The sequence below is a fragment of the Pelagibius sp. CAU 1746 genome (assembly GCF_039839785.1).
Lineage (GTDB): Bacteria > Pseudomonadota > Alphaproteobacteria > Kiloniellales > Kiloniellaceae > Pelagibius.
The window spans coordinates 1,990,324-2,006,265 of the sequence record NZ_JBDOQT010000001.1 but is presented as its reverse complement, the minus strand read 5'-3'; the positions used below and the strand labels follow the sequence as shown (position 1 = coordinate 2,006,265).

At 67.2% G+C, this 15,942-nt stretch carries 19 protein-coding genes; 14 read left to right on the top strand and 5 right to left on the bottom strand.

The window, feature by feature from the left end; all coding sequences use genetic code 11:
* Positions 1 to 24: 24 nt before the first annotated feature.
* Entirely contained in the window at positions 25 to 252 is a 228-nt protein-coding gene (locus AAFN88_RS09460) for a sulfurtransferase TusA family protein (protein ID WP_347520042.1), read from the bottom strand.
* A 111-nt stretch (positions 253 to 363) separates the two neighbouring features.
* Between AAFN88_RS09460 and AAFN88_RS09455 the strand changes: the two genes are divergently transcribed.
* From AAFN88_RS09455 to queG, 6 genes are all read left to right on the top strand, one after another.
* Complete coding sequence (locus AAFN88_RS09455) at positions 364 to 762, top strand: metalloregulator ArsR/SmtB family transcription factor (RefSeq protein WP_347520041.1); 399 nt, start codon at positions 364 to 366, stop codon at positions 760 to 762.
* 229 nt (positions 763 to 991) lie between these two features.
* Complete coding sequence (locus AAFN88_RS09450) at positions 992 to 1,420, top strand: helix-turn-helix domain-containing protein (protein ID WP_347520040.1); 429 nt, start codon at positions 992 to 994, stop codon at positions 1,418 to 1,420.
* Positions 1,421 to 1,603: 183 nt separating this feature from the next.
* On the top strand, positions 1,604 to 2,203 hold the full coding sequence (locus AAFN88_RS09445) for a hypothetical protein (protein WP_347520039.1): 600 nt from the start codon (positions 1,604 to 1,606) through the stop codon (positions 2,201 to 2,203).
* A gap of 44 nt (positions 2,204 to 2,247) precedes the next feature.
* Complete coding sequence (queA, locus tag AAFN88_RS09440; protein WP_347520038.1) at positions 2,248 to 3,312, top strand: tRNA preQ1(34) S-adenosylmethionine ribosyltransferase-isomerase QueA; 1,065 nt, start codon at positions 2,248 to 2,250, stop codon at positions 3,310 to 3,312.
* Complete coding sequence (tgt, locus tag AAFN88_RS09435) at positions 3,309 to 4,442, top strand: tRNA guanosine(34) transglycosylase Tgt (protein ID WP_347520037.1); 1,134 nt, start codon at positions 3,309 to 3,311, stop codon at positions 4,440 to 4,442. The genes queA and tgt overlap by 4 nt, the downstream gene beginning before the upstream one ends.
* On the top strand, positions 4,393 to 5,559 hold the full coding sequence (gene queG, locus AAFN88_RS09430; RefSeq protein WP_347520036.1) for a tRNA epoxyqueuosine(34) reductase QueG: 1,167 nt from the start codon (positions 4,393 to 4,395) through the stop codon (positions 5,557 to 5,559). The genes tgt and queG overlap by 50 nt, the downstream gene beginning before the upstream one ends.
* Here the strand turns inward: queG and AAFN88_RS09425 are convergent.
* Positions 5,556 to 6,452, bottom strand: coding sequence for a LysR substrate-binding domain-containing protein (locus AAFN88_RS09425; protein WP_347520035.1), 897 nt, complete (start codon positions 6,450 to 6,452; stop codon positions 5,556 to 5,558). The genes queG and AAFN88_RS09425 overlap by 4 nt on opposite strands.
* Before the next feature lie 127 nt (positions 6,453 to 6,579).
* On the opposite strand from AAFN88_RS09425, the gene AAFN88_RS09420 reads away from it, so the two are divergent.
* A complete protein-coding gene (locus AAFN88_RS09420; RefSeq protein WP_347520034.1) occupies positions 6,580 to 7,584 on the top strand; it encodes an ornithine cyclodeaminase family protein in 1,005 nt (334 codons plus the stop codon).
* Between the two features lie 10 nt (positions 7,585 to 7,594).
* On the opposite strand, the gene AAFN88_RS09415 is transcribed toward AAFN88_RS09420, so the two are convergent.
* Positions 7,595 to 7,966: a hypothetical protein gene (locus AAFN88_RS09415; protein ID WP_347520033.1), complete on the bottom strand. Its 372-nt coding sequence runs from the start codon at positions 7,964 to 7,966 to the stop codon at positions 7,595 to 7,597.
* A gap of 272 nt (positions 7,967 to 8,238) precedes the next feature.
* Here AAFN88_RS09415 and cysG point away from each other — a divergent pair, with 272 nt between their 5' ends.
* The 6 genes from cysG (at position 8,239) to AAFN88_RS09385 (ending at position 14,428) form a co-directional block, all read left to right on the top strand.
* Entirely contained in the window at positions 8,239 to 9,660 is a 1,422-nt protein-coding gene (cysG, locus tag AAFN88_RS09410) for a siroheme synthase CysG (RefSeq protein ID WP_347520032.1), read from the top strand.
* A gap of 17 nt (positions 9,661 to 9,677) precedes the next feature.
* Positions 9,678 to 10,004 (top strand): DUF2849 domain-containing protein, encoded by a 327-nt coding sequence (locus tag AAFN88_RS09405; RefSeq protein ID WP_347520031.1) that lies wholly within the window; start codon positions 9,678 to 9,680, stop codon positions 10,002 to 10,004.
* 15 nt (positions 10,005 to 10,019) lie between these two features.
* Positions 10,020 to 11,675, top strand: coding sequence for a nitrite/sulfite reductase (locus AAFN88_RS09400; RefSeq protein ID WP_347520030.1), 1,656 nt, complete (start codon positions 10,020 to 10,022; stop codon positions 11,673 to 11,675).
* On the top strand, positions 11,662 to 12,156 hold the full coding sequence (locus tag AAFN88_RS09395) for a DUF934 domain-containing protein (protein WP_347520029.1): 495 nt from the start codon (positions 11,662 to 11,664) through the stop codon (positions 12,154 to 12,156). Before AAFN88_RS09400 ends, AAFN88_RS09395 begins: the two co-directional genes overlap by 14 nt.
* Before the next feature lie 28 nt (positions 12,157 to 12,184).
* On the top strand, positions 12,185 to 12,988 hold the full coding sequence (locus AAFN88_RS09390) for a phosphoadenylyl-sulfate reductase (RefSeq protein WP_347520028.1): 804 nt from the start codon (positions 12,185 to 12,187) through the stop codon (positions 12,986 to 12,988).
* A 654-nt stretch (positions 12,989 to 13,642) separates the two neighbouring features.
* A complete protein-coding gene (locus AAFN88_RS09385) occupies positions 13,643 to 14,428 on the top strand; it encodes a cell wall hydrolase (RefSeq protein WP_347520027.1) in 786 nt (261 codons plus the stop codon).
* 104 nt (positions 14,429 to 14,532) lie between these two features.
* Here AAFN88_RS09385 and AAFN88_RS09380 read toward each other — a convergent pair whose 3' ends face one another.
* A complete protein-coding gene (locus tag AAFN88_RS09380; protein WP_347520026.1) occupies positions 14,533 to 14,886 on the bottom strand; it encodes a PilZ domain-containing protein in 354 nt (117 codons plus the stop codon).
* Positions 14,887 to 15,180: 294 nt separating this feature from the next.
* Between AAFN88_RS09380 and AAFN88_RS09375 the strand changes: the two genes are divergently transcribed.
* Complete coding sequence (locus AAFN88_RS09375; RefSeq protein ID WP_347520025.1) at positions 15,181 to 15,429, top strand: hypothetical protein; 249 nt, start codon at positions 15,181 to 15,183, stop codon at positions 15,427 to 15,429.
* 102 nt (positions 15,430 to 15,531) lie between these two features.
* Here the strand turns inward: AAFN88_RS09375 and AAFN88_RS09370 are convergent, their stop codons facing one another.
* Entirely contained in the window at positions 15,532 to 15,900 is a 369-nt protein-coding gene (locus tag AAFN88_RS09370; RefSeq protein WP_347520024.1) for a hypothetical protein, read from the bottom strand.
* Positions 15,901 to 15,942 lie beyond the last annotated feature (42 nt).

The following is a 15,942-nucleotide window of genomic DNA, read 5'->3' as shown; positions in this document are numbered from 1 at the left end:
GATTCCAGCCGACCCTGGTCTGCCCTAACCCGCCTTGCGGATACGAAACAGGAAAACCCCGTCGCTCTCCTGCCACTCCACCAACTCGTCGCCGGTGGTCTCGCAGAACGACTGAAAGTCCGCGACCGCGCCCGGATCCGTCGCCTTGACCTCCAGCACACCGCCCGCGGCGACGCCCTTCATCGCCTTGCGGGCCCGCAGCACCGGCAGGGGACAGCGCAGGCCGGTCGCATCCAAAAAAGTAGTAGTCACTGATCCCTTGTCTCTACTCTCAAAATCAACAGACAACTCAGATGGTTAGTTCTGGGCATAAAATCCACCTCCGCCCTTGACCATCGTCCTCGGCGAACAAGTTTCAACACTATGTCGTTCGGATCCCTCCTCCTGACCTCTGGCCGCGCCAGCCGTTTGCTCCGGGCGATGGGCAACGAGCGGCGCCTGATCATCCTATGCCATCTCTGCGATCGCGAACACTCGGTCAACGAGCTGTGTCGCCTGGTCGGGCTCAGCCAATCGGCTCTGTCGCAGCACCTGGCCAAGCTGCGCCGGGACAATCTGGTCAAGACGCGGCGTTCGGCCCAGACCGTGTACTACTCGGTCTCCAGTCCCGAGGTGGCGCCGATCCTGAAGGCCCTCTCCGAAGTCTTCCCCTCGGTCGCCGCGGCGGCCGCCAATGCACGCAACGACGGCACCTCCCAGCACCGGCCCTCCGGCGCGAGGACCGCGGACGCGCGCGCCGCCTGGCGCAAATCCAGCGCCTAGCCGTTTTATCGGCATCCCAAAAAAGTCACTCCCTTCCCGGCGGCCGAAGGGGCTATCCCCGGTAGTATGGTTAAGAGGCGCCTAAGCGCCCCGGTGAGTCCCGACGTGATCATTTTGCACGGTTGATCGCCGGAAACGGTTTGCGGTAAGCCTGATGCCGACATTGCCAGTAAAAAGCCCGTTTTTCACCCATCGCCGCTGGGTCGAACTGCCAACAGAGATCCAGAGAGTGACCGGAAAACCACGCCCTTCTTCCCCGACGCCAGATCCCATCGACATCGCCATCGGATCTCGCCTCCGCCTGCGCCGCCTGGCCATGGGCTTCAGCCAGGAGACACTGGCCCGCGCCCTCGGCATCACCTTCCAGCAGATTCAGAAATACGAACGCGGCACCAACCGCATCTTCGCCAGCCGCCTGTTTCAATTGTCCCAAGTGCTGCGCGTGCCCGTCGGCTATTTCTTCCAGGGCATTCCGGCCGACGGCGAGGCCCCGGCGCCGGAAGCGGCCGGCAGCGACGGCGAAGCGGGCTCCGACGCGCAGGTCGGGGCCTTGTTGGGCAAGAGCGATACGCTGAAACTGATCCAGGCCTATAACCGGATTTCCGATCCCAACGTGCGGCGGCAGATCTATGCCCTGGTGAAGACGGTCGGCGACTAGAACCGGCCCGCCGGCTCGCCCCCGGCCCCGCCGTGACGGCTCCATCCGGCCGCCATCCCGCCCCGAACGGACATTGCCTGGGCCACTGCGCCCTGGACGGCAGCCGCCGCAACCCGCTAAATGGCTCCAGCGGTGCCTCCGGGGTACCGGCACGCCCCCGCCTGCGGGGGAGCTAGGGGTCTCATGCCGGACGTCAGCCAGCGCCATTCGCAGCCGCCCCGCCCGCGGTGCGTCCGGGCGGCAGTCCTGGTGGCGGCCGTCCCGCTGGCGGCCGTCCTGGCGGCCGCGATAACGGCGGGCGCCGGAACGGCAGCGGCGCAGGACGCACGCCATTTCTCTCCCACCTATGCCGCGTCGGAGGGGTCGCCCTACAGCTCGGTCTACGCCCGCACCTTCGGGGCCGGAGGGCCGCCTCCCGCCGCTCCGGCAGCGCCGCTGATCACCAGCGCCGCTCCCTCGACCCCGGTCTCACCCGCCGCACCGCCGGGCCGCGGCCCGGAGGACGGCGCCGTATCCGCGCCGGGAAATGATGTCGTATACGTCATCGAGGGGGGCCGCCTGCTGACCTACCGGGCCGCAGACTATGCCCGCGGGCGCGGCGCCGTCGCGGGCGCGGCCATCCCCCCGGCGGTCACCGGCTCGGCCGGCGCCGCACCCGCCACCGAGCTTTCCGGCATAGCCGGCCGTCTCTACCGGCCCTCCCCGCCCGCGCCTCTGGCCACCGGCGCCGGACCCGGCGGGCCGATCCGGCTCATTCCGCCCTCCGGCCAGCCGGGAAACTAGACATCTTGGCCTGCCGCCGCCGCGGTGGTAGAGCCTCCCCCCAAATGAGAACCGACGACTTCGACTTCGATCTGCCTCGGGAACTGATCGCCCAGCACCCCATGGAGCCGCGCGACCAGGCGCGGCTGCTGCATGTGGGCGCCCCCGGAACCGAAACGGGCCGGGCCGACCGCCGCATCGCCGATCTGCCGGACCTGCTGCGCCCCGGCGACCTGCTGGTCACCAACGACACCAAGGTAATCCCCGCCCGCCTGACCGGCAGGCGCGGCACCGCCGGGGTCGAGGTGACGCTGCACCAGTCCCTGGACGGCGGCACCTGGAAGGCTTTCGCGCGCCCGGCCCGCAAGCTGAGCGTCAACGACCGCATCGACTTCGGATCTGACGCTTCGGGGGACTTCACCGCCGCGGTGATCGACAAGGGCGAGGCCGGCGAGGTCACGCTGCACTTCGACCGCCGCGACGGCGCCCTGCTGGCGGCCCTGGAAGAGCACGGCGTCATGCCGCTGCCGCCCTATATCACCCGCGGCAAGACCGGCGATCCGCGCGACCGCCACGACTACCAGACGGTCTTCGCCGAGCGCGAGGGCGCAGTGGCCGCGCCCACCGCCGGGCTGCACTTCACCCAGCCCCTCCTGCGGCGCCTCGAGGAACGCGGCGTCGGCCGCGCCAACGTCACCCTCCACGTCGGCGCCGGTACCTTCCTGCCGGTGAAGACCGAGGAGGTCGAGGCCCATGTCATGCACAGCGAATGGGGCGAGATCAGCGCGGAGGCCGCGACGGCGATCAACGCCGCGCGCGGCGCGGGCGGGCGCATCGTCGCCGTCGGCACCACGGCGCTACGCCTGCTGGAGAGCGTCGCCGCCGAGGACGGCACCCTCTCCGCCTTCACCGGCGAGACCAACCTCTTCATCCTGCCCGGCTACCGCTTCAAGGCCGTCGACCTGCTGATGACCAACTTCCACCTGCCGCGCTCGACCCTCTTCATGCTGGTCTGCGCCTTCGCCGGCAAGGCGCGCATGGCGGCGGCCTACGCCCACGCGATCGCCGAGGGCTACCGCTTCTACTCCTACGGCGACGCCTGCCTGCTGGAGCCGGAGCAGCACGCATGAGCGGCTTCGGTCTCGACTACGACGTCCAGGCAACGGACGGCGCCGCGCGGCGCGGCCGCCTGACCACCGCGCACGGCGTGGTCAACACCCCGGCCTTCATGACCGTCGGCACCGCCGGCACGGTGAAGGGCCTGACGACGGACCAGGTCAAGGACAGCGGCGCCGAGATCATTCTCGGCAACACCTACCACCTGATGCTGCGCCCCGGCGCCGAGCGCGTTGCCGCCCTGGGCGGCTTGCACAAGTTCATGAACTGGCCGGGGCCGATCCTGACGGACTCCGGCGGCTTCCAGGTCATGTCCCTGGAAGAGCTGCGCAAGATCACCGAGGAGGGCGTCACCTTCCGCTCCCACCTGGATGGCACGCCGCACAACCTGACGCCCGAGCGCGCCATGGAAATCCAGGAGCTGCTCGACGCCGACATCACCATGGCGCTGGACGAATGCACGCCCTTCCCGGCAACGGAAAAAGAGGCGCGGGAATCCATGGAGCGCTCCATGCGCTGGGCGGCCCGCTGCAAGGAGGCCTTCACGCGGCGCCCCGGCTACGGCCTGTTCGGCATCGTCCAGGGCAGCGTCTATCCGGAGCTGCGCCACCGCTCGGCGGAGGCCCTGAAGGAGATCGGTTTCGACGGCTACGCCGTGGGCGGCCTGGCCGTCGGCGAGGGCCAGGAGGCGATGTTCGAGGTGCTGGATGCCACGGTGCCGCACCTGCCGGCGCAGCGCCCGCGCTACCTCATGGGCGTCGGCAAGCCCGCCGACATCGTCGGCGCGGTGAAGCGCGGCATCGACATGTTCGACTGCGTGCTGCCGACGCGCAGCGGGCGCACCGGCCAGGCCTTCACGCGGCGCGCGACGCTGAACATCCTCAACGCCCGCCACCGCGACGACGCCCGCCCCCTGGACCCGGACTGTCCCTGCCCGACCTGCAGCGACTACAGCCGCGCCTACCTGCACCATCTCTTCAAGGCCAAGGAGATGCTTGGCCCCATCCTGCTGACCCGTCACAATCTGCACTACTACCAGCAGATCATGGCCGGCCTGCGCGAGGCCATCGAAGCTGGCCGCCTGGAGGATTTCGTTGCCGACTTCGAGCGACAAGCCGCGGAAGGCGATATCCCCGCCCTCTGACGACCTGAAGATCCGGATCCGCGAGCATGCGCTGGCGCTGGGCTTCGACGCGGTCGGCTTCGCTCCGGCGCGGGTCGCCGAGACGGCACAAGCCGAATTTCTCGACTTCCTCGACCAGGGCTGCCACGGCGACATGGACTGGCTGGCGCGCAACGCCGAACGCCGGGCCGATCCGCAAACGCTCTGGCCGGAGGCGCGCAGCGTCGTCGTGCTGGGCCAGAACTACGGGCCCGGCAGCGACCCCCTGGCCCTGCTGGAGCGCAAGGACCGCGCCTCGATTTCCGTCTACGCGCGCAACGCCGACTACCACGATCTTATCAAGAAGCGCCTGAAAGCGCTGGCGCGCTGGATGCACCAGGATCTCGCGGCCGATGTGAAGGTCTTCGTCGACACCGCGCCGGTGATGGAAAAACACCTGGCCCAGGCCGCGGGCCTCGGCTGGCAGGGCAAGCACAGCAACCTGGTCTCGCTGGAGCTCGGCTCCTGGCTGTTCCTGGGCGAGGTCTTCACCGACCTGGAACTGGCGCCGGACGGCGGCGAGGAGGATCACTGCGGTTCCTGCCGGCGCTGCCTGGATGTCTGCCCCACCGACGCCTTCCTCGGGCCCTACCGGCTGGACGCGCGGCGCTGCATCTCCTACCTCACCATCGAACACAAGGGGCACATTCCGCGCGAGTTCCGCGCCGCCATGGGCAACCGCATCTACGGCTGCGACGACTGCCTGGCGGTCTGCCCCTGGAACAAGTTCGCCCGGCGCAGCAGCGAGCCCGCCTTCCTGCCGCGCGCCGAGCTTTCGGCGCCGCGCCTGGCCGACCTGCTGCAGCTCGACGACGCCACCTTCCGCCGCGTCTTCGCGGGCTCCCCCATCAAGCGCGTCGGCCGCGACCGCTTCCTGCGCAATGTGCTGATCGCCGTGGGCAACAGCGGCGAGGCCGCACTGGCGCCACGCGCCGAAGTCTTGCTCGAGGACGCCTCGCCGCTGGTCCGCGCCATGGCCGTCTGGGCCCTGGCGCGCCTGCTGCCCAGGAACGACTTCACTGCCCTCCGTGGCCGGCGGATGGCTTTGGAAAGCGACACCGACGTCCTGGCGGAGTGGCGCGCGGGCAATGCCCCTTAGTCCGCGTCACGCCTCAGCTCGGCGCGCAGCCAGCGGCGGAAGGCTTTGCCGCCGGAGCTGAGCTCGCGACCCGCGGGGTAGTTCAGGAAGTAATGGCTGCCGGTATCGGCCGCCTGCCCGAAGGGTTCCACCAGACGGCCAATAGCCAGGTCGTCCTGCGCCAGGCTTCGGAAGAAGAGCGCCACACCGTGCCCGTCCAGCGCCGCCCGCCTGAGGGCGTTGGAGTCGTCCAGCCGCGTCGCCTGAAGCTCGCCGGTGTCGCTCACCCCGGCCGCCGCGAACCACGCGGCCCAGTCGCTCAAGCGGAATTCGAAAAACAACTGCCGGCCGAGCAGGTCCGCCGGCCGCCTGAGCCCGCCGCATCGATCCAGGAAAGCGGGCGAACACAGCGGCGTCATGGAGCCGTCGAGGACCCGTTCGGCGGCGACGCCCGGCCACTCTCCCGCACCCCAATTGATGCCGAGATCGATCTGGTCGCGCCGATAGTCGGGTGGCTCGTAGGAATGATGGAGCCTGAGGTCGATCTGCGGGTGCGCCTCGACGAACCCCATGATCCGAGGAGTAAGCCAGCAGGCCGAAAAATAGGGCGCCACGCTGACGGTCAGAACCGTCCGCGCCGGATGCGACGATACCTCGCGGACGGCCGCCGCCATCGCGTCGAGGCTGTCACGCAGGGCGGCGGACAGGGACCGGCCGGGCGCCGTCAGTTCGTTGCCCCGCGGCCGCCGCTCGACCAGCCGCACTCCCAGTTCGCACTCCAGAAGACGCACCTGCCGGCTGACCGCGGCCTGAGTTATGCCCAGTTCGTCGGCGGCGCGGGTGAAGCTCAAGCTGCGCGCCACGGCCTCGAAAGCCCGCAGCGCGGCGAAAGGCGGCAGGTAGCGCCGGGCCATTTCATTACCTCAGGTTATGTCTCTTCGCCGCAGAGTCATTTGCCCGAAGCTTCAGGTCAAGCCATTCATAGCGGCGGCTTCCGGCGACTGGTGCCGGTATATCGCAGTTTCTTCCAGGGAGATCACAATGACGGGAATGGCAAAGCCGCTATGCCGCAGCGCGGCCGAGATAACCAAGGGCGACCTGAAAGTTATGACGATCAGCGAGGCGGAGGTTCAGCGGCTGCTCGACCCCAGCGACTTGCTGGAGGGGCTCGCCGAGGGTTTCCGGGCGCTGGCACGCGGGGAGGTTCAAACGCCCGACCGCCCGGCCGTCACCCTGCCCGGCACAGGCTTCCTGCTGTCCATGCCGGCTTGGCGCGCCGGAGGCCCGATCATGGTGAAAATGGTCAGCGTCTTCGAGGGAAACCTGGACCTCGGCCTGCCCAACCACCTGGCCATGATCAACCTCTTCGACGAGACGACCGGCGCGCCGCTATGCCTGATGGACGGCACCTGCATCACCGGCATCCGGACCGCTGCCGCCGCGGTGCTCTCAGTCCGTCTGCTCGCCCGGCCGAAGGCGGCGGTGGCGACCATCATCGGCGCCGGCGTCCAGGGGCGCGAGCACCTGCGGCTGCTGCCCCTGGTGCGCGACTTCGACGAGATCCTGGTCACCTCCCTGAACTTCGACGATGCGCGGAAACTGGCGGCCGGCCATCCCCGGGCACGCGCGGTAGAAGATCCTGAAGCGGCGGTGCGCCGTTCCGACGTCGTCTGCCTGGCCAGCCATTCCTATGCGCCGGTCATCGAGCCTTCCTGGGTGAAGCCTGGAACCCACGTCACCTCCGTCGGCTACGCGCCGCCGCGGGGCGAGCTGCCGGCCGTGCTGGCCCACGACCACCAGCTCTATGTCGAGGACGGCGCAGCTTTCGCGGCGCCACCCGTCGGCTGCGGGGAACTGCAAGGCATCGACCCGGCCGCGGCGATCCACCTCGGGGATGCGCTGCTCGGCCGCGCGCCGCTGCGGGAAAACGACGAGGAGATCACCGTCTACAAGGCCATGGGGATCGCCATGGAGGATCTTGTCGCGGCCGAACTCGTCTACCGCCGCGCCCTCGCCGAGGGCAATGTCCCCAGCGCCCTTTTCTAGCCGCGGCCCACTAGTTCGACGGCACTTCGCCGTCCCGCAGCTTCTTGGTGATGTCCGGCGGGTAGCAAACATAGTTGACGCGGTTCGGCTGGCTGAGCGAGCAGCCGTTCCAGAACACATCCTCGTCTTTTTTCACCACGCGCCCGCCGTCGCAGCGGTAGATCGCTTCCGCTTCCACTTCGGCCGGCTCGTTGAACGCCGGGCTGTAGCAGATACCGATGGCCCGCGGCTGCAGACGCGGCAATTGGTTCTGGCCTTCGGCCTCGGCCGCCTCCATTGCCGCATCGGAGCCCCCGACCTGGAAAGGCGCCATGGAACAGCCCGCCAGCAGAACCGACGCACAGATCATCAGCAGAAGGCCAAGCGGCCGACGAAAGGACATGGGCGACTCCCCAGAACAGGCCCCGAATCAAGTGGTGCCCCTTGATACGGCAGATGCGCCTTGCCTGTCACCCGCCAAGCCCCAGCCTTCTTATTTTACTATTTTTATATGTGATAACGATAATTTTTACATCTTTATATGGACAAATAATATATTCAGCCCTACCTTCAGCGTGAAATAGGCCTGGGCGGCTGCGGCCGCCGGCCTGCGGCAAAACCCCAGGGATTGCGGCCCCAGGAAAGCGGACGTCGAAGGAAGCAGGAAAGCGTAGCATGCGGTATTTCCCGGCATTTCATGACCTTACCGCCCGCCCCAGCCTGGTGGTGGGGGGCGGTGAAGCGGCGGCCCGGAAGCTGCGCCTGCTCATGAAGGCGGGCGCCCGGCCTGTCGTGGTCGCCCCCAAGGCCGTGGCCGAGATCGCAGCCCTGGCCCGCCGGGGCGAGATTACCTGGCACCCGCGGGCCTTCCGGGCCGGCGACGTCGCCGGCTGCGGCCTGGTGATCGGCGCCAGCGGCCTGGCCGCCGTCGACGCGGCCGTCGCCGAGACGGCCCGGAGCCGCGGCGTGCCGGTCAACGTGGTCGACCGCCCCGACCTCTCCAGCTTCATCACCCCGGCGATCATCGACCGCGACCCCGTGGTCATCGGCATTTCCAGCGGCGGCGACGCGCCGATCCTGGCGCGCCAGATCCGCGCCCGCCTGGAAACCCTGCTGCCGGCCAACCTGGGCCGCCTCGCCCGCTTCGCCGGCGCCTTCCGCGGCGCCGTCGCCGCCCAGATCGGCGACGGCCTGCAGCGCCGCCGCTTCTGGGAGCGTTTCTTCAGCGGCCCGGTGGCCGACAAGGTGCTGGCCGGCGACGAGACCGGCGCCCGCGAGACCATGCTCGGCCTCATCAACGGGCGAGACGCCCAGCGCCAGGAGGCGGGCTCCGTCGCCATCGTCGGCGCCGGCCCGGGCGACCCGGACCTCATGACCTTCAAGGCGCTGCGCCGCCTGCAGGAAGCCGACGTGGTGCTCTACGACAAGCTGGTCGGCCCGGAAATCGTCGACTACGCGCGCCGCGATGCCGAGCGCATCTACGTCGGCAAGGCCAAGGGCCACCACACCAAGACCCAGGACGAGATCAACACCCTCATGGCCGAGCAGGCCCTGGCCGGCAAGCGGGTCGTGCGCCTGAAGGGCGGAGACCCTTTCATCTTCGGGCGCGGCGGCGAGGAGATGGATTACCTGCAGGCCCGCGGCATCGCCGTGGAGGTCGTGCCGGGCGTCACCGCGGCCGCCGGCTGCGCGGCGGCGGCGGGCATCCCGCTGACCCTGCGCGGCACCGCCCTGGCCGTGACCTTCCTGACCGGCCACGCCAAGGACGGCGAGCCGGAGCTGGACTGGGCGAGCCTCGCCTCGGGCAAGCAGACCCTGGCCGTCTACATGGGCGTCTCCACTGCCGCCACGCTGGCCGGCCGCCTCATCGAGCACGGCCTGGCCGCCGCCACCCCGGTGGCCGTCATCGAGAACGGCACCCGCCCGGAGCAGAAGGTGGTCACCGGCCGCCTGGATACCCTGGCCGAAAGGCTGGAAGTCGAAGGTGTCACCGGCCCGGCCCTGATCGTCATCGGCGAGGTGGCGCGTCAGGCGCTCGAGGCCGACATCACCGCCGACCTGCAGAACGCCGCAGCGGCCCTGCCGCAGGCCGTATAGAGAAAAGAGCCGCCGCCATGAGCAAGAAGAACGACAAGTTGAAGATCGTCACCGCCAACCGCCTGCGCGAGGGCGACGTCGTCTACCTGACCGACACCGGCAAGTGGTCGACGCACCTGAACCAGAGCCGCGCGACCCGCGACGCGGCGGAATTGGAGGCCATGCTTGCCCTGGCCGAGGAAGCCGTCGCGGCGCGCGAGATCGTCGCCCCCTACGACATGGAAGTGGTCGAGGTCGACGGCATTCTGCAGCCGCTCTCGGCGCGCGAGATCATCCGCGCCGCCGGCCCCACGGTGCGGGCCGATTACCGGGGAAATGAACAGCAGCGCGACCGCGCCGCCTGAAAGGAAGTCTGAGAGATGTACCGTTACGACGAGTTCGATGCGGCCTTCGTGCGCCAGCGCGTAAAGCAGTTCCGCGGACAGGTCGAGCGCCGCCTCGCCGGTGATCTGAGCGAGGACGAGTTCAAGCCGCTGCGCCTGATGAACGGAGTCTACCTGCAACTGCACGCCTACATGCTGCGCGTCGCCGTGCCCTACGGCACGCTGTCGTCACGGCAGCTCCGCAAGCTCGCCGGCATCGCCCGCGACTACGATCGCGGCTACGGCCACTTCACCACGCGCCAGAACATCCAGTACAACTGGCCGAAGCTGCAGGACGTCCCGGACATCCTCGCGGAGTTGTCCGAGGTCGAGATGCACGCCATCCAGACCAGCGGCAACTGCATCCGCAACGTGACCGCCGACCACTTCGCCGGCGCCGCCGCCGACGAGATCGAGGATCCGCGCATCTATGCAGAGATCATCCGCCAGTGGTCGAGCCTGCACCCCGAATTCTCCTTCCTGCCGCGCAAGTTCAAGATCGCCATTACCGGCGCGCCGAACGACCGCGCCGCCGTGCGGTTCCACGACATCGGCCTGCAGATCCGCCGCGACGAGGCCGGCGAGGTCGGCTTCGAGGTCATCGTCGGTGGCGGCCTGGGGCGTACGCCGGTGGTCGGCACGTCGATCCGCAAATTCCTTCCGAAGCGGCACCTGCTGAGCTACCTGGAAGCCATCCTGCGCGTCTACAACCAGCTCGGCCGGCGCGACAACCTCTTCAAGTCGCGCATCAAGATCCTGGTCCAGCAGACCGGCGCCGAGACCTTCAAGGATCTGGTCGAGGACGAGTGGCAGCAGATCAAGGACGGCGCCCTCACGCTGCCGGCCGACGAGATCGAGCGCATCGAAGCCTACTTCGCGCCGCCGCCCTTCGAGGCGCTGGAGAGCAACCAGCCCGCCTTCGAGGCGCGGCGCTTCGAGGACGGCGACTTCGCCCGCTGGGTGCGATCCAACGTCACCGCGCACAAGGCGCCCGGCTATGCCTGCGTCACCATTTCGCTGAAGCCGGAGGGCAAAGCGCCGGGCGACGCCAGCGCCGAGCAGATGGAGGCGGTCGCGGACCTGGCCGAGCGTTTCAGCTTCGACGAGATCCGCGTCACCCACGAGCAGAACCTGGTGCTGCCGCACGTAAGGCTCACCGACCTGGCGGAGGTCTGGGAAGCGCTGGTCGACAACGGCCTGGGCACGCCGAACGCCGGCCTGGTCTCCGATATCATCGCCTGCCCGGGCCTTGACTACTGCAACCTGGCCAACGCACGCTCCATTCCGGTGGCCCAGCGCATCACCCAGCGATTCAGCGACCTGAAGAAGCAGCACGAGATCGGCGACCTGAAGATCAAGATCTCCGGCTGCATCAACGCCTGCGGCCATCACCATGCCGGCCATATCGGCATCCTGGGCGTCGACAAGAAAGGCGAGGAATTCTACCAGATCACCCTTGGCGGCAGCGCCGACGAGAATGCGGCGGTCGGCAAGATCCTGGGGCCCGCTTTCTCCTACGACGACGTCGTCGACGCAGTCGAGACCATCGTCGACACCTATCTGGACCTGCGCCGCGACGGCGAGCGTTTCAACGACACCTATGCCCGGGTCGGCGCCGCGCCGTTCAAGGAGAAGCTCTATGCCGTTGCTTAAGAACGGAGAGGTCGTCGCCGATCCCTGGACGGCACTGGCCGAGGACGCCGCCCCTAACGGCGATGTCATCGTCAGCCTGGAGCAGTGGCGGACCGGCCGCGAGACGCTGCGCGCCCACAACGGCCGCCTGGGCTTGCGCCTGAAGAGCGACCAGTCGCCGGCCGAGCTGGCCGGCGATCTCGACCGCTTCGACCTCATCGCGCTGGAGTTCCCGCGTTTCGGCGACGGCCGCGCCTATTCCTATGCGCGCCTGCTGCGCGAACGCTACGGCTTCACCGGAGAACTGCGCGCCGTCGGCAACGTGCTGCGCGACCAGCTTTTCTTCATGGTGCGCTGCGGCTTCGACAGCTTCGAAGTGGCCGACGGCAAAGCCATCGCCGGCTGGCAGGAGGCCATGAACGAAATCTCGGTGCTCTACCAGCCGACCGGCGACCGTCGGCGGACAGCCTTCGCCCTGCGCCGCGGCGCGGGCAACGGCTGACCGGCCCTCAGGAGACTCCGGAGCCCTCATGACCCAGGCCGCCGCCCCGCTGTCCCGCCCTTCCCTGGTCGTCCGCCCGCCGGCCAATCAGGACAACGGACTGCGCCTCAGCGAGCGGGCGCGGCTGCTGGAACTGCGTTACCGTGGGCTGGACAGCCAGGCCATCCTGGACGCGGCCATCAACGAGGTCTTCGCCGGACGTATCGCCGTGGTCTCCTCCTTCGGGACGGAATCGGCGGTGCTGCTGGACCTGGTGGCCCGGGTCAACCGCCACACGCCGGTGATCTTCCTGGAGACCGGCCAGCACTTTCCCGAGACCCTGGCCTACCGCGACACCCTGGTCGACAGGCTGGGCCTGACCGACGTGCGCAGCGTCGGCCCCAGCGCCGGCGACCTGGACTGGGCCGACCAGGACGGCGCCCTGTGGCGGCGCAGCCCCGACCTCTGCTGCCAACTGCGCAAGGTGCTGCCGCTGGAACGAGCGCTCTCCGGCTTCAGCGCCTGGATCAACGGGCGCAAGCGCTTCCAGGGCGGCCGGCGCCAGCAATTGGGCCTCTTCGAGGCGGCCGAGTCGCGGATCAAGGTAAACCCCCTGGTGACCTGGGACACAAAGGATCTGGCCCGGGCCTTCGTTGAGCGCGATCTGCCGCGCCACCCGCTGGGCGCCCGGGGCTATCCCTCGGTGGGCTGCGCCCCCTGCACCTCCAAGTCCCAGGGTGACGGCTCGCGCGCCGGGCGCTGGGCGGGCAGCGGCAAGACCGAGTGCGGCATCCACAAGGCGCCCTGGAACGCCAGGGGGGCTTCCCAGGCACCCGCCAAGGGGCTGCGCTGAGCCCTTCCTCCGCGCCCCTTCCCAACGGCCCCTGCAGCGGCCCGTTAACCATCGCCGGGACTCGCCCCTCGCGACTCGGAGCGGCCTGGCGGCCGAAATCACAGATTTGCCCTCCCCCGCTCCGGCCGCCGCGCCCACGGAGGCCCTCCAAGGGCCTCAGTATTGATCCCCGAGAGTCGTCCCCACGCCAAGATTCAACCGCCCCGAGTCTAATAGAGGACCTATGAATCACGCTCCCGCAGTTGCGAGATTCATTGTAATGGAGTCCAGAATTCTTACTCGCTCGGCGAACACATCAGAGCACAAGAAAGTATTAGTTACCCTCGTATCCAAGCATACCTAAGTAAAAATCATCCAAAAGCAACATTGTTACCATTTTTTTCGGAAAACTTTTTGAAGATATACAGGATTAATAGTTAATTTTCTTAGGATTTTATGAGAATTTGTCTCAAATATAAGACGATTCTTCTTGATATCCCAGGTTAAGATTGTGTAAACCTTTGTCCGTGGACGAAGCTCCCCTGGGCCGGAAGAGCCCCTGCGGCGTTGCTTGAACCCCGAAAGGGGGACCCGCCGGCAGAGCAGGAAGGGCGGCAGGCCCCGACGAGAACCAGGGCACGTTCCACGGATTGTTCACAGGGTAATGGACGTTAGATGAACCGGATTGCAAAGATGCTGGCCGATTGGCGGCCGCAGCGGGACCGTTGGTTCGCTGCCGCCTGCCACGTGCTCACCGGGCAGCGCCATACCAGACACGGCCTCAGCACGAAGGCCGTTTGCTCCGCCCTCAGCGCGCCCTTCGCCTGCGTCATCGCCGGCGCGGCCCTGGCCGGTGTCGCCTCCAGCGACCAGGTCGACGAAGCCTGGACCCGGGTGACCGCCCAGAGCTTCATTCCCGTGGACGCCAAGGACATCGATCCCGATCAGTTCTACGTGCGCCAGGTCGGCATCAGCCAGCTCGATCTCGAGGAGCAGATCGCCAGCACCTTCACTTCGAACCCGGGCAAGCTGCGCGAAGAGCTGACCTGCCTGGCCCAGAACATCTATTTCGAGGCCCGCAGCGAGCCCCTGGACGGCAAGCTGGCCGTCGCCCACGTGGTGATGAACCGTGTCGCCTCGCGCTTCTTTCCCGATACCGTCTGCGGCGTGGTGCAGGACGGCACCGACGAGGTGCTGCACCGCTGCCAGTTCTCCTGGTACTGCGACGGCAAGGCGGATGAAATCGAGGACCAGGGCGCCTGGCAGGAAGCCACCGAGCTGGCGAGCCAGGTGTACTGGGGCCGCGCCGAGGATCCCTCCGGCGGCGCCCTGTGGTACCACGCCGACTATGTGAACCCGTTCTGGCGGAAGTCTTTCGCGGAGGGGCCGACGATCGGCCGCCACATCTTCTACACCCGCAAGCCGCAGACGGCCCCGACGCAGATCGCACAGGGCAACTGAAGGGCGCGGCGCGAGAACACGGCTTAGACAAGGCGAACGAGAAACGGCATCCCGAACGGGCCGGCGAAAGCCGGCCCGTTTCGTTTATGCGCGCTGCGGAGCGCTCAGCCCCGGCGCTGCGAGCGGCCGGTCAGGATACCTTCGATGGCGTTGTAGGCCGCGTCGGTCAGGCCGATAAAGACACCGCCCACCACGCCGTTGTCCCCCATTTCGCGGACAATCTCCACGGAGAGGCTCAGCGGCGCGCCCTGCGGCGCCTTCAGCTCCAAGCGGGACTGGGCGCCCAGCCGGAAACTGAAGGGCGTACGGTCGGTGGCGTCCAGCGCCGCGCCGAAGCCGGCGGCGCTGAGATCGGTCAGCACCACCTCATGGCCGCCCAGGGTGGCCTCCAGGTTCAAGCCGCGCCGCCGGTCGCGGCGGCGCTCCTTGCGCATGACCTTCATGCCGTTGCGGTTCACCCGCCCCTCCTCGTTCTTCTTGTCGCGGCGGGGAAGGACTCTAGGGCCGGCTTCTGTAGAAAACGTTACGCGCCGACAGGGATTTATTAACCATAACCTTGTTGTGCCGGTAGGTCATGACAGCGGCGACGACTCAATACCCGCTCCCAATTCATCACCGGACATCTTCAATCGATTGCCGTGACAGCAGAGGCAGACATCGTCCTATCGGTTCATGAACGCCGCTTGATACTTGGTTAACGACTTCCAGGCATGGTGTCTGGTCCGTAGCCAGTACCCAATGTGAGTCGGCGAATGAGTAAATCTTCGATACAAGGGCAAGAATACCGAAGCGCGTTCAAGCTCTACAGCGAGGACGGAAAACGGGCTGTTGACGTGCTGGAGTTCGAAAACGGTGAGACCTATATCGATGAGCAGGAATGGGTCGAAGGGACTACATTCAAGAACAGGCATTCAGGAAAGTTGGTCGGTCCCTTCGCTTCGCCAGCAGATGCAGAAAAGTTCATAGTGGCGACACCTTGGTTCTGCGGTAGCCACAAATAGTCGTTCGCTTTTCACCCGGCGCGGAAATTGCATCGTGATCGATGCTAAATGCTGACTTAGTGCGTCGCGCCGTCGCCCTGGGAGATGTAGTCACAACCAGCTTCAGCGTCGTCTCGTTTCCTGAATCAGGGTTTCGATGTCCGTTGCAGATAGAGCCTGGAGCTCATTGAATGCCGCGGCAGTGAGTTCTTGGTTTCCGGTTCCTTCTCCGCCTAGGCGGTAGCCAGTCTCGGAAGGATGGAGCACGAAATAGAACGGCGCGGCTGCATTACCTGGTACCGACATGACAACTACCGTGCGTCTATCGCTGCAACTGTAAACGAGCCACTGCGAACCGCCGAAAGCCTTTGTGGTCGGACCGATATCGCAAACCAAGTCTGTTGGCTCTGTCCCGGATTGCTGAGCATTTGCAATGCTTGTTTGGCTCAACACCAGCAATGCCAAGGCGAAGAGTTTTGCCAAATTTGTCACGGCTGCGTCCTTTTCAGGTGGCTACTGAGTCCATGCGTCGCG

Excerpts from the sequence above, each read along its gene's own strand:
- AAFN88_RS09455 (WP_347520041.1), top strand. The coding sequence starts at position 364 with ATGTCGTTCGGATCCCTCCTCCTGACCTCTGGCCGCGCCAGCCGTTTG.
- AAFN88_RS09445 (WP_347520039.1), top strand. The coding sequence starts at position 1,604 with ATGCCGGACGTCAGCCAGCGCCATTCGCAGCCGCCCCGCCCGCGGTGC.
- queA (WP_347520038.1), top strand. The coding sequence starts at position 2,248 with ATGAGAACCGACGACTTCGACTTCGATCTGCCTCGGGAACTGATCGCC.
- tgt (WP_347520037.1), top strand. The coding sequence starts at position 3,309 with ATGAGCGGCTTCGGTCTCGACTACGACGTCCAGGCAACGGACGGCGCC.
- AAFN88_RS09425 (WP_347520035.1), bottom strand. The coding sequence starts at position 6,452 with ATGGCCCGGCGCTACCTGCCGCCTTTCGCCGCGCTGCGGGCTTTCGAG.
- AAFN88_RS09420 (WP_347520034.1), top strand. The coding sequence starts at position 6,580 with ATGACGGGAATGGCAAAGCCGCTATGCCGCAGCGCGGCCGAGATAACC.
- AAFN88_RS09415 (WP_347520033.1), bottom strand. The coding sequence starts at position 7,966 with ATGTCCTTTCGTCGGCCGCTTGGCCTTCTGCTGATGATCTGTGCGTCG.
- cysG (WP_347520032.1), top strand. The coding sequence starts at position 8,239 with ATGCGGTATTTCCCGGCATTTCATGACCTTACCGCCCGCCCCAGCCTG.
- AAFN88_RS09405 (WP_347520031.1), top strand. The coding sequence starts at position 9,678 with ATGAGCAAGAAGAACGACAAGTTGAAGATCGTCACCGCCAACCGCCTG.
- AAFN88_RS09400 (WP_347520030.1), top strand. The coding sequence starts at position 10,020 with ATGTACCGTTACGACGAGTTCGATGCGGCCTTCGTGCGCCAGCGCGTA.
- AAFN88_RS09395 (WP_347520029.1), top strand. The coding sequence starts at position 11,662 with ATGCCGTTGCTTAAGAACGGAGAGGTCGTCGCCGATCCCTGGACGGCA.
- AAFN88_RS09390 (WP_347520028.1), top strand. The coding sequence starts at position 12,185 with ATGACCCAGGCCGCCGCCCCGCTGTCCCGCCCTTCCCTGGTCGTCCGC.
- AAFN88_RS09385 (WP_347520027.1), top strand. The coding sequence starts at position 13,643 with ATGAACCGGATTGCAAAGATGCTGGCCGATTGGCGGCCGCAGCGGGAC.
- AAFN88_RS09375 (WP_347520025.1), top strand. The coding sequence starts at position 15,181 with ATGAGTAAATCTTCGATACAAGGGCAAGAATACCGAAGCGCGTTCAAG.